This is a genomic window from Pseudomonas sp. PDM10 (assembly GCF_014852295.1).
Taxonomy (GTDB): domain Bacteria; phylum Pseudomonadota; class Gammaproteobacteria; order Pseudomonadales; family Pseudomonadaceae; genus Aquipseudomonas.
Genome location: NZ_JACVBJ010000005.1, coordinates 303,948 through 315,389, shown reverse-complemented (window position 1 = coordinate 315,389; position 11,442 = coordinate 303,948). Strand labels below are relative to the sequence as shown.

Here is an 11,442-nt window from a genome sequence, read left to right as displayed (position 1 = left end):
ACGACGACTTCGTCGCCGAACGCAGCCTCGCGGGCTCGGCAGCTGCTACGGGTTCGTGGTGGGGCTGGTTTTGATGTTTGGCTTTACTTCGTTGGCGCAGGCTTTTGATTTGCAACAGTTGAGCGATCAACTGGCAAAACCTGACGTGATCCACGGCAATTTCATCCAGGAAAAACACCTGCGCGCCCTGCCCCAGCCGCTGACCAGCAAGGGCACTTTCGTCCTCGCAAAAAACCACGGTTTGCTCTGGCTGCTGAAAACCCCGCTGCAACAGGATTACCGCATCAGCGCCAAAGGCATTGCCCGGCGTGACGCCAACGGTTGGCAAATGCTGCCGAGCAAGAGTGCCGGCGCCGAGCAGAACCGTTTGTTCCTCGCCGTACTGCAAGGCGACAGCAGCGGGCTGCAACGGGATTTCGAGCTTTCACTGAGCGGCGACGCACAGAACTGGAAGCTGACGCTGACCCCGCGCTCCATGCTGCTCAAGCAGGTGTTCACTCAGATCAACATTGACGGCGGCGAACTGGTGCACAGCATCGAGCTGCTCGAAACCCAGGGTGACAGTACCCTCTTGCGCATGCAGAACAGCACCAGCGCCCAACCGTTGAGCGACGCGGAGCAACATGACTTTGCCGAGTGAACGGAGGCTTCCACGGCTGTTTCTGATCCTGCTGCTGGCGGTGCTCGCGCTCGCCGGTTGGCAATGGCGTGACGGCGCACCGCTGTCGGCCAACCTCATGGAACTGGTGCCGGGTACGGCGCCGGACGCGCTGGAACTGCGCGCCGAACAACGCATGCAAGAACCACTGAACCGCGAAATGCTGGTGCTGGTCGGCCACACCGATCGCCAGCAAGCGGTCGCGATGGCGCAGAAACTGGGCGAGCAATGGCAGGCGAGCGGCTTGTTCGAGAAGGTCCAGTGGAACCTGCAAGCCGACTTGCCGGCGCTGCGCACGCAATTGCTCAATGGTCGACTCGCGATGTTGTCAACGGCTGACCGACAGCAACTGATCGAGCATCCCGATGCCTTTATCCAGCAGCGAGTCCAAGCGCTGTTCGACCCCTTCACCGGTTTCAGTCTGGTGCCGAGTCAGGATGACTGGCTGGGTCTGACCGGACGCATCCAGAACAGCCAACCGCAGCACGGTTCAGTGCAACTGGACATCGGCAGCGGTGCGCTGGTCGCCGATGCCGACGGCAAGAGTTGGGTACTGCTGCGCTCGCGCACTACCGGCAACGCCTTCGACATGAACCTGCCGCTGCAAGTGGCCGACCTGCTCCAGCACAGCCGTGAAGAAGCCGCCCAGGCCAACGTTCAATTGCTTGCCGCCAGCGGTTTGCTCTATGCGGCCAGTGGGCAAAAGCAAGCCACCCGGGAAATGACCTGGGTCGGTGGCGGCGCCACGGTGGGCATTCTGTTGCTGTTGCTGCTGGCCTTCCGGCGCTGGCGAGTGTTGCTGGCCTTCGTCCCGGTGCTGGTCGGCATGCTTTTCGGCGCGGTGGCCTGTGTGGCGCTGTTCGGCCATATGCATGTGATGACGCTGGTGCTCGGCTCGAGCCTGATCGGCGTGGCGGTCGATTACCCGCTGCATTACTTGTCCAAGAGCTGGAGCCTGAAACCCTGGCACAGTTGGCCGGCCCTGCGCCTGACGTTGCCGGGCCTGACGCTGAGCCTGATCACCAGTTGCATCGGTTACCTAGCCCTGGCCTGGACACCGTTCCCGGCGCTGACCCAGATTGCCGTGTTCTCTGCCGCCGGTCTGCTCGGTGCTTATTTGTCCGCGGTGTGCCTGCTGCCGGCACTGCTCAAGGGCACGGATTTGCGTCCAGCGCAGTGGCCGCTGCGGGTGTCCGAGTATTTGCTGAGGTGCCGTGAAGCGCTGCTCAAACTCGCAAGTACGCCGGTGCTGTTGGCGCTGCTGATTGCCTTTTGTGTGGGCGGCCTGTTGCAGCTCGACACCAAAAACGACATTCGCCAATGGGTCGCTGCACCGCAGCAACTGACTGACGAAGCACAAACCATTGCACGCATCACCGGCTATCAACCCACCAGCCAGTTCTTCCTGGTGCGCGCGGCCAATCAGCAGCAACTGCTGGAACGCCAAACCGCGCTGAGCGAGCGGCTGGATCAGCTGGTCAGCCTGGAAAAACTCCAGGGTTATCTGTCGCTCAATCAATTGGTCAGCCCACCCACCGAACAGCGCAAAGTGCGTGAAGCGCTGAACACGTTGCCGCCGTTCTGGCAACCGCTGCTCGATGTCGGCGTGCCGGCCGAGGCGCTGCAAGCAGAGCTCACGAAGTTACAGGCACTGCCCACCGAAGACATCGACGCAGCGCTGGTCGGTCCGTTGGCTGAACCCTATCGCCCGCTGTGGCTGGGACCGACCGATGACGGCGTAGCGGCGATGGTCAGTCTGCAAGGGCTGAACAACCCTGCCCTGCTGCGCGCCCAGGCGCTGGATTTGCCGGGGGTGGAACTGGTGGACCGCCTCGGTGAGTTGAACAAGGTGTTCGCCGACACCCAGATCAGTGCCGCAGAGTTGAAGCTCGCTTCCTGTGTGCTGATCGTGCTGGTGCTGATCCTGCCGTTCGGTTTCGGCGGCGCGCTGAGAATCGTCTCGCTGCCGCTGTTGGCCGCGCTGTGCAGCCTGGCCAGTCTCGGCTGGCTGGGGCAACCGCTGACGCTGTTCAGCCTGTTCGGCCTGCTGCTGGTGACGGCCATCAGCGTCGATTACGCGATCCTCATGCGTGAACAGGTCGGCGGCGCTGCCGTGAGCCTGCTGGGCACCTTGCTGGCGGCGCTGACCACCTGGCTGTCGTTCGGTTTGCTGGCGGTGTCCAGCACGCCGGCGGTGAGCAACTTCGGTCTGTCGGTGAGCCTCGGCCTGGCGTACAGCTTCATCCTTGCGCCGTGGGCCGGACGCCAGGTTCACACCGCCCCGGTCACGGAGTCGGCAACATGATGGTCGCCGTGTTCTGGGTCATGGCCCTGGCGTTGTTCGCCGTGGCCACCCGTGTCGGTCGTCACTTCGGCGTGATCCCGATTGTCAGCCAGTTGCTGCTGGCCACCTTCGGCCTGCCGCTGCTGATGTACTTCTGGATCGAGCCCCAATGGCAATTGAGCGGTGCTGCACTGGTCGCGCCGGCCTGGCTGAAAAATGTCTACAGCCTGGGCTTTGCCTTGTTGTTGGGGCACATTCTCAGTGATGTGATTGACCTGCGGCTCGACCGTCAGAGCCTGAAAATCGCCCTGCCGAGTTTCTGCATTCCATTTGCCTGCGGCCTCGCGACAGCGGTGTGGCTGTTACCGCCGCAACCCTGGATCAGTTCGCTGGCGGTTGGTCTGCTGTTCGCCATCACGGCGATTCCGGTGTTGTATCTGTACCTGCGGCACATCAAGTACCCGCCTGCCGCTACCCGGCGACTGGTGCAAACCGCGATCCTGATCGACCTCACCTGCTGGACACTGTTCGCCATCGCCCAGGGCAGCCTGCACCTGAGCAGCCTGTTGCTGCCGCTGGCCGGCGCCTGCCTGCCGTTGTTGCTGCGTCTGCTGCACTTGCGCCAACCGTTGCTGCACAGCGGTTGCTTCTTCGCACTGCTGGTCGTGGCGGAACACTTCAAGCTCAATGCGCTGATTTTCGGTATCGGTTACCTGCTGTGGATGGCCGCGCTCAAAGTGCCGCTGGTGCTGCCGTTGCCGGTGATCTGGATGAGTCACTTGCAGACGTATGTCGCGATCCCGCTGATCCTCACGTTCGGTATCGTGCAAATCAACGTCCACGCGGCCATGGCCAGCCTCGGTTGGCTGCAACTGGCGGCACTGTTGCTGTTCCCGATTGCCAGTAAACTGCTGGGCAACTGGCTGGGCCTCGGCTGGGCCGGCGCCTCGTTTGAAGGCGCCAGTCGCTGGCGGGAAAGTGTCTTGCTGAATATTCGTGGCTTGAGCGAGATCGTCTTTCTCAACCTGCTGCTGCAACAACAACTCATCAGCCCGGCACTGTACTTCGCGCTGATGGTGATGGGCCTGATCGCGACACTGCTGCCGGCACTCGCCGGTATGCACCGAACCCCTCTGAACATCGCCGTCCCGGCAAGGAGCCCCCGTGCCAACAGTTGAAATGGAACATCGCCAGGTCGTGGTTATCGGTGCAGGTCCATCGGGCGCCATCGCCGCCGCGCTGCTCAAGCGCAAAGGTCATGACGTGTTGATGATCGAACGCCAGCATTTTCCAAGGTTTTCCATCGGTGAAAGCCTGCTGTCCCACTGCCTGGATTTCGTCGAAGAAGCCGGCATGCTCGAGGCGGTGAACGCCGCCGGATTCCAGTTGAAAAACGGTGCGGCATTCGCTTGGGGCGAGCAATACAGCGCCTTTGATTTCGGCGAGACGTTCAGCAACGGCAAGCCGACCACCTTCCAGGTCCTGCGTGCCGATTTCGACAAGCTGCTGGCCGATCAGGCCGCGCTGCAAGGCGTGGACGTTCGTTACGGCGAAGCCATCGTCAGCGTCGATTTCGCCCTGCCGAAACCGCAGCTCGACGTGCTTCGCGAAGACGGCAGCCAGTACCGCGTCGAAGCCGATTTCGTGCTGGATGCCAGCGGCTACGGCCGTGTGCTGCCGCGCTTGCTCGACCTTGAAGCACCGTCGGATTTCCCGGTGCGCCAGGCCGTGTTCACCCACGTCGAAGACCACATTGACAACCCGGCCTTCGAGCGGGAAAAAATCCTCATCACCACCCATCCGATCCACCGCGATATCTGGTTCTGGACCATCCCGTTCAGCAACGGCCGTTGTTCGGTGGGCGTGGTCGCGGCAGCCGAACACTTCGAAGGCCGTATGGAGAATCTGGATGAGTGCCTACGCGGGTTCATCGCTGAAACCCCAAGCCTGGCCGGTGTTCTGAACAACGCCGTGTGGGACACGCCTGCTCGAACCATCGGCGGCTACTCGGCCAACGTCAAAACCCTCCACGGGCCAGGCTTTGCCCTGCTCGGCAACGCGGCGGAATTCCTCGACCCGGTGTTCTCCTCCGGCGTGACTATCGCCATGCGCTCGGCGAGCATGGCCGCCGCGGTGCTGCATCGCCAACTGCAAGGCGAAAGTGTCGACTGGCAGACTGAGTTCGCCATCCCGCTCAAGCGCGGCGTCGACACGTTCCGTTGCTACGTCGAAGGCTGGTACGCCGGGACGTTCCAGGATGTGATTTATTTTGAGGGCGGCTCGCCGGATATTCGCCGCATGATCAGCTCGATCCTCGCCGGTTATGCCTGGGACGAACGTAATCCGTTCGTCGCCGAACCCAAGCGCCGGCTGCGGATGCTCTCGGAGCTCTGTGCAAAGGACGCCACATGAGCTATTTGAGCGACACCTACGTCGAAGAAACCCGCTTTGGTTTCTGGTTCCTGCGCAGCCACACCTGGCAGCACCATGTTCTGCGAGTGGCAATCACCGATTTGCGCAGCCTGTTCAGCGAAACACCGCCAAGCAACCCGGTGCTGCTGGATGCCGGTTGCGGTCAGGGCAAGTCGTTTCAGTACCTGCGCCAGACCTTCGCGCCCCAGCGCCTGATCGGTCTGGACGCCGACCCGCACAGCCTGAACCTGGCCGGCGAAGAAGCCGTCCGTCAGGGCATGGCGGTGGAGTTGACCGGCAGCGACTGCGCGAGCATCAACGTCCCGAACGCCAGCGTCGATTTGCTGTTCTGTCACCAGACCTTCCACCATCTGGTGCAGCAGGAACAGGCACTGGCCGAGTTCTACCGTGTACTCAAGCCCGGAGGCTATCTGCTGTTCGCCGAATCCACCGAGGCTTACATTGATACCTGGGTAATCCGCTGGTTGTTCCGCCATCCGATGCACGTGCAAAAGAGCGCCGCCGGGTACCTGGACATGATTCGCCAGCAGGGTTTCGAACTCGGCCCGCAAAACGTGTCTTATCCATACTTGTGGTGGAGCCGCGCCAAGGATTTCGGCCTGTTTGAACGCTTGGGTCTGCGCCGGCCAAAGCCCTTCGGCCAACGGGAAGAAACCCTGGTCAATGTGGTCGCGCGCAAACCCCTTGAAGGTGCTGTGTGATGTTCATTGTCAGCCACTCAAAGTATGCAACCTGTGGGAGCGAGCCTGCTCGCGATAGCGGTGGGTCAGCCAACATAGCTGTTGAATGCAGTGCCCTCATCGCGAGCAGGCTCGCTCCCACAGGGACTGCAAACATTCTGCGATTTCTGCTACTCGGCGCGATCCTGTTGCTGAGCGCCTGTGCCAGCCGGGCGCCGCTGCCCGAGCAAACCCCGAACCTGGCGTTGCCGCTGCAATTACACATCCAGCGTCTGGTGGCCGACCAACGGCAGGACTGGGTGCTGGTGATCCAGCGTGAAGGCCCAGGCATTCGCTGGTCGATGATGGACTTGCTGGGCATTCCACAGGCACGCCAGAAACTGGTCGATGGCGAGTGGCAGGCTGACGGTCTGCTGCCACCCAATCCGGAAGCGCGAGAGCTGTTCGCCGCGCTGCTGTTTGCGCTGACTCCCAAAGATGAATTGACGGGCAACTATCCCGCTGCGTGGCAGCATGGCTCGCAACGGTCCTTACCAGCGCACTGGGAAGTCCGCTACTCACAACCCATGAGCTTTGAATTGAACCTGCCCAAAGGACCGAAATATCAAGTCACTCCGCTCAGCGAGGACGCGCCATGACGGCCTACCTGAATGCCCTCGGGGTGATCTGCGCCCTGGGCCGTGACAAGTCCGAAGTCGCCCGCAACCTGTTTGCCGGGGACTGTTCGGGCATGCGCAATGAGGCTGGCTGGGTGGCGGAACGGTCGTTGCCCGTGGCCGCGGTCCAAGGTGAACTGGCGCCGATCCCGTCTGAGCTTGCGCAGCAAGACACTCGCAATAATCAATTGCTGCTGGAAGCCGCGCTGCAAATTCGCGAAGACATCGACCAGGCGATCCAGACCTACGGCCGCGACCGCATCGGTATCGTTCTGGGCACCAGCACCTCGGGCATCGACGAAGCCAGTCGCAGTCTGGCCCATTACATCCGCGAGCATCAGTTCCCGGCCGATTACGACTATCAGCAACAGGAACTCGGCGCCCCGGCCAACTTCCTCGCCGACTGGCTGCAACTGAGCGGCCCGGCCTATGTGATTTCCACGGCCTGCACCTCCAGCGCCCGAGCGCTGATGAGTGCTCAGCGACTGCTGGACCTGGGCGTGTGCGACGCGGTGTTGTGCGGCGGTGTCGACAGCCTGTGCAAGTTGACCCTCAATGGGTTTTCGGCGCTGGAAGCGGTGTCCGGGCAACGCTGCAACCCGTTTTCGGTGAACCGTAACGGCATCAACATTGGCGAAGCGGCGGTGCTGTTTCTGATGAGCAAAAATGTCGGCGACAGCCAGCCGATTGCCCTGCTCGGCAGTGGCGCCAGCTCCGATGCACATCACATTTCCGCACCGGAACCGACCGGCCGCGGCGCCCTGCAAGCGATGCGCAAAGCCTTGAGCCGAGCAAATCTGCAGCCGCAGCAGATCGATTACCTGAACCTGCACGGCACCGCCACCCAACACAACGACGCTATGGAAAGCCTGGCAGTGGCGACGTTGTTCCCGGCGGGGGTGCCGTGTTCGTCGACCAAACCCATGACCGGCCACACCCTCGGTGCGGCCGGCGCCCTGGAAGCGGCGTTCTGCTGGTTGAGCCTGAGTGCAGTCAACCGCGACCACGCCCTGGCGCCCCACGTCTGGGACGGCCAACCGGATCCCCAATTGCCAGCCCTGAAATGGGTGACCCCGGCCGATCGCCTGACGTCCATTGCACCTCGCTATCTGATGAGCAATTCCTTTGCCTTCGGTGGTAACAACGTCAGCCTGATTATCGGAGATGCCCCATGATTGACTGGCCGATCGCCGAGCTGCTGCCACACGCTGGCGACATGATCTTCATCGAGCAGATCCTGTCGTTCGATGACGAGCAGATTTACACCCGCCTCACGGTCAAACCCGATGGCCTGTTCAACCGCCCGGACGGCAGCCTGCCGGCCTGGGTCGGCATCGAACTGATGGCCCAGAGCGTCGCCGCCTACGCCGGTTGCCATGCGCGCCAGCGAGGCGATGCGGTGGAGCTGGGGTTTCTGCTCGGCACCCGCAAATTCGAATGCAACGTCGAGCACTTCCCTGCCGGCACCGAGCTGACCATCCACGGCATCCGCTCGCTGGAGGACGACAACGGCATGGGCGTGTTCGAATGCCACATCACCGCCCCCGGCATTCACGCCACCGCTCGTCTGAACGTGTTCCGTCCGCCTCAGGCTGCCCAATACCTTCATGAAACCCAAGGAACCCAGCCATGACTGAATCCGTACTGATCACCGGTTCCAGCCGTGGCATCGGTCGTGCTATCGCTTTGCGTCTGGCCCAGGCCGGGCATGACATCGTGCTGCATTGCCGCAGTGGCCTGGCGGACGCAGAAGCCGTGAAGGCCGAAATCGAAGCCTTGGGGCGCAACGTGCGCATCGTGCAATTCGACGTGTCCGATCGCGCCAACTGCAAAGCCATTCTCGAAGCCGACGTGGAAACCCACGGCGCCTATTACGGCGTAGTGCTGAACGCCGGCCTGACGCGCGACGGTGCTTTTCCGGCCTTGAGCGAAGAGGATTGGGACGTGGTGATGCGCACCAACCTCGACGGTTTCTACAACGTGCTGCACCCGGTGATGATGCCGATGATTCGTCGTCGCGCCGCCGGGCGGATTGTTTGCATCACCTCGGTGTCCGGGTTGATCGGCAACCGTGGCCAGGTCAACTACAGCGCTTCCAAGGCCGGTTTGATCGGCGCGGCGAAGGCATTGGCGATTGAATTGGGCAAGCGCAAAATTACTGTTAACTGTGTCGCACCCGGCTTGATCGACACCGCGATGCTCGATGAAAACGTGCCGGTGGAAGACATGATGAAAATGATCCCCGCACAACGCATGGGTACCCCGGAAGAGGTGGCCAGCGCGGTGAATTTCCTGATGTCGGCGGAAGCGTCGTACATCACCCGGCAGGTTCTGGCCGTCAACGGAGGCCTGTGCTGATGAAGCGCGTCGTCGTCACCGGCATGGCCGGCATCACCTCACTCGGTAGCGATTGGGACACCATCGCCGCCAACTTCGCGGCCAACCGCAGTGGCATTCGCCGGATGGACGAGTGGGATCGCTTCACCGAACTCAACACGCGCCTGGCGGGTCCGATCGACGACTTCAAAGTGCCGAGCCACTGGACCCGCAAGCAATTGCGCAGCATGGGCCGGGTCTCGCGTCTGGCGGTCGGCGCGGCAGAACAGGCCTTGGCCGATGCCGGGCTGTTGGGTGACGAATCGATCAAGGACGGGCGCATGGGTGTTTCCTGCGGCTCATCCACCGGCAGCACCGACGAGATCAAGGCGTTCGGCAACATGCTGCTCAACTCAGTGGCCGAGGGCCTGAACGCCAACTCCTATGTGCGCATGATGCCGCACACCACGGCGGCGAACATCAGCATCTTCTTCGGCCTCACCGGTCGGCTGATCCCCACCTCCAGCGCTTGCACCAGCGGCAGCCAGGGCATCGGTTATGCCTACGAGTCGGTCAAGTTCGGTCGCCTGCCATTGATGCTCGCCGGCGGTGCCGAAGAACTGTGCCCCACCGAAGCCATGGTCTTCGATGCGCTCTACGCCACCAGCCTGAAAAACGATGCACCGCAGACATCCCCACGCCCCTACGACAGCGGCCGCGATGGCCTGGTGATCGGTGAAGGCAGCGGCATGCTGGTGCTCGAAGAACTCGAACACGCCTTGGCTCGCGGTGCGCACATCCACGCCGAACTCGTCGGTTTCGGCAGCAACGCCGACGGCCAGCACGCCACCCGCCCAGAGCAGGTCACCATGCGCCGAGCCATGGAACTGGCGCTGGAAGACGCCGGGCTGCAGCCTTCTGACATCGGCTACGTGAATGGTCACGGCACAGCCACTGAACAGGGCGACATTGCCGAGACACTGGCAACGAGCGCGTTGTTCGGCGAGCACATGCCGATCAGCTCGCAAAAGAGTTTCCTCGGTCACACCCTCGGAGCCTGCGGTGCGCTGGAATCCTGGTTCAGCATCGAAATGATGAACCGCGACCTGTACATCCACACCCTCAACCTCGACGACGTCGACCCGCACTGCGGCAAACTCGATTACCTGCGCGGCGAGTTCCGGCCGATGAGCAACCAGTACGTGATGAACAACAACTTTGCGTTTGGTGGGGTTAATACTTCGCTGATCTTTCGGCGTTGGTCGTAACAGGGAAGGACGGTGATGCTGCGTTAGATGATCGTTCCCACGCTCTGCGTGGGAATGCAGCCCGGGACGCTCTGCGTCCCATCCAGAGCCGAACGCAGAGCGTCCGTTGAGGCATTCCCACGCAGAGCATGGGAACGATCAGTTGTGTGGCTGCTTACAGGGATTTGCGGTGTGAACCGATTTTTGTTCCACCCCCCATCCACTGTGGGAGCGGGCTTGCTCGCGAATGACTGCGAAGCAGTCACGCCTTCAGCGGCTCAACCTTACGCGTCAACAACTCCACAAACGCCTTGGCCATCGGCGACTTCTGATCCTTGCGCTGCACCAGCCACACCGCCGACACGGCCTCAGGATCGAGCAGCGGCCGATAGACCACCCCATCGATGCGCATCCGCTGATAAGACGCCGGCAGCACCGAAACACCCAACCCCGCCGCCACCAGACCAATGATCGTCATAGCCTCGCCCGCCTCTTGGGCAAAGTGCGGACTGAAACCGGCATCCCGGGCCAGGTTGAGCAATTGTGCGTACAGACCACTGCCATAACTGCGTGGGAAAAATACGAAAGGCTCGAGGGCCAGGGCTGACAGAAACAAGCCTTCTTCGCTGTCGTTCACCAATGGATGCTTGGAGCTGAGCACCGCCACCAGTGGCTCACGCATCAGCTCCACCACGCTGAGCGAGTCCGGCAACCCAAGCGGCCGCATGATCCCGACTTCAATCGACTCATCCACCAGCGCATCCGCTACCTGAGTGCTGCTCATCTCCCGCAGGTTCAGGTGCACCGCCGGGAATCGCTGACGAAACGAAAAAATCGCCTGAGGGATGGTCGAGTTGAATGGCGCCGACGAGGTGAAGCCAATCTTCAGTTCGCCCAGCTCACCCAGCTGCGCCCGCCGTGCAACATCCGCCGCCTTGTCGACCTGTGCCAACACCAGCCGCGCCTCTTCCAGAAACAGCCGACCGGCTTCACTGAGCTCGACCCGACGATTGGTCCGCTCGAACAACCGCGCGCCCACCTCTTGCTCCAGCGCCTGAATCTGCTGGCTCAGGGGCGGTTGCGAGATGCCCAGCACCTGGGCGGCGCGGCCAAAGTGCAGCTCTTCGGCGACGGCGATGAAGTAGCGCAGGTGACGCAATTCCATGAA

Annotated in this window: 11 protein-coding genes; 10 read left to right on the top strand and 1 reads right to left on the bottom strand. The window is 62.0% G+C overall.

The window, feature by feature from the left end; translation table 11 throughout:
• Positions 1-73: 73 nt before the first annotated feature.
• From IB252_RS19115 to IB252_RS19070, 10 genes are read left to right on the top strand one after another with little or no spacing between them, the layout of a single operon-like run.
• Positions 74-640, top strand: a complete 567-nt coding sequence (locus tag IB252_RS19115) for an outer membrane lipoprotein carrier protein LolA (RefSeq protein WP_111449352.1) — start codon at positions 74-76, stop codon at positions 638-640.
• On the top strand, positions 624-2,963 hold the full coding sequence (locus tag IB252_RS19110) for an MMPL family transporter (protein WP_192409913.1): 2,340 nt from the start codon (positions 624-626) through the stop codon (positions 2,961-2,963). The genes IB252_RS19115 and IB252_RS19110 overlap by 17 nt, the downstream gene beginning before the upstream one ends.
• Positions 2,960-4,120 (top strand): sodium:proton antiporter, encoded by a 1,161-nt coding sequence (locus IB252_RS19105; RefSeq protein WP_192409912.1) that lies wholly within the window; start codon positions 2,960-2,962, stop codon positions 4,118-4,120. The genes IB252_RS19110 and IB252_RS19105 overlap by 4 nt, the downstream gene beginning before the upstream one ends.
• On the top strand, positions 4,107-5,354 hold the full coding sequence (locus IB252_RS19100; protein ID WP_111449355.1) for an NAD(P)/FAD-dependent oxidoreductase: 1,248 nt from the start codon (positions 4,107-4,109) through the stop codon (positions 5,352-5,354). Before IB252_RS19105 ends, IB252_RS19100 begins: the two co-directional genes overlap by 14 nt.
• Positions 5,351-6,076, top strand: coding sequence for a class I SAM-dependent methyltransferase (locus IB252_RS19095; RefSeq protein ID WP_192409911.1), 726 nt, complete (start codon positions 5,351-5,353; stop codon positions 6,074-6,076). The genes IB252_RS19100 and IB252_RS19095 overlap by 4 nt, the downstream gene beginning before the upstream one ends.
• Complete coding sequence (locus IB252_RS19090) at positions 6,076-6,693, top strand: hypothetical protein (RefSeq protein ID WP_192409910.1); 618 nt, start codon at positions 6,076-6,078, stop codon at positions 6,691-6,693. The genes IB252_RS19095 and IB252_RS19090 overlap by 1 nt, the downstream gene beginning before the upstream one ends.
• A complete protein-coding gene (locus IB252_RS19085; RefSeq protein ID WP_192409909.1) occupies positions 6,690-7,886 on the top strand; it encodes a beta-ketoacyl-[acyl-carrier-protein] synthase family protein in 1,197 nt (398 codons plus the stop codon). Before IB252_RS19090 ends, IB252_RS19085 begins: the two co-directional genes overlap by 4 nt.
• Entirely contained in the window at positions 7,883-8,344 is a 462-nt protein-coding gene (locus IB252_RS19080; RefSeq protein ID WP_008149597.1) for a hotdog family protein, read from the top strand. Before IB252_RS19085 ends, IB252_RS19080 begins: the two co-directional genes overlap by 4 nt.
• A complete protein-coding gene (gene fabG, locus IB252_RS19075; protein WP_111449358.1) occupies positions 8,341-9,069 on the top strand; it encodes a 3-oxoacyl-ACP reductase FabG in 729 nt (242 codons plus the stop codon). Before IB252_RS19080 ends, fabG begins: the two co-directional genes overlap by 4 nt.
• A complete protein-coding gene (locus tag IB252_RS19070; RefSeq protein WP_111449359.1) occupies positions 9,069-10,295 on the top strand; it encodes a beta-ketoacyl-ACP synthase in 1,227 nt (408 codons plus the stop codon). Before fabG ends, IB252_RS19070 begins: the two co-directional genes overlap by 1 nt.
• A gap of 241 nt (positions 10,296-10,536) precedes the next feature.
• Here IB252_RS19070 and IB252_RS19065 read toward each other — a convergent pair whose 3' ends face one another.
• A complete protein-coding gene (locus IB252_RS19065) occupies positions 10,537-11,439 on the bottom strand; it encodes a LysR family transcriptional regulator (protein ID WP_192409908.1) in 903 nt (300 codons plus the stop codon).
• Positions 11,440-11,442 lie beyond the last annotated feature (3 nt).

Bases quoted from the DNA above. Each gene is read 5' to 3' on its own strand.
- IB252_RS19115 (WP_111449352.1), top strand. From the start codon at position 74: ATGTTTGGCTTTACTTCGTTGGCGCAGGCTTTTGATTTGCAACAGTTG.
- IB252_RS19110 (WP_192409913.1), top strand. From the start codon at position 624: ATGACTTTGCCGAGTGAACGGAGGCTTCCACGGCTGTTTCTGATCCTG.
- IB252_RS19105 (WP_192409912.1), top strand. From the start codon at position 2,960: ATGATGGTCGCCGTGTTCTGGGTCATGGCCCTGGCGTTGTTCGCCGTG.
- IB252_RS19095 (WP_192409911.1), top strand. From the start codon at position 5,351: ATGAGCTATTTGAGCGACACCTACGTCGAAGAAACCCGCTTTGGTTTC.
- IB252_RS19090 (WP_192409910.1), top strand. From the start codon at position 6,076: ATGTTCATTGTCAGCCACTCAAAGTATGCAACCTGTGGGAGCGAGCCT.
- IB252_RS19085 (WP_192409909.1), top strand. From the start codon at position 6,690: ATGACGGCCTACCTGAATGCCCTCGGGGTGATCTGCGCCCTGGGCCGT.
- IB252_RS19080 (WP_008149597.1), top strand. From the start codon at position 7,883: ATGATTGACTGGCCGATCGCCGAGCTGCTGCCACACGCTGGCGACATG.
- fabG (WP_111449358.1), top strand. From the start codon at position 8,341: ATGACTGAATCCGTACTGATCACCGGTTCCAGCCGTGGCATCGGTCGT.
- IB252_RS19070 (WP_111449359.1), top strand. From the start codon at position 9,069: ATGAAGCGCGTCGTCGTCACCGGCATGGCCGGCATCACCTCACTCGGT.
- IB252_RS19065 (WP_192409908.1), bottom strand. From the start codon at position 11,439: ATGGAATTGCGTCACCTGCGCTACTTCATCGCCGTCGCCGAAGAGCTG.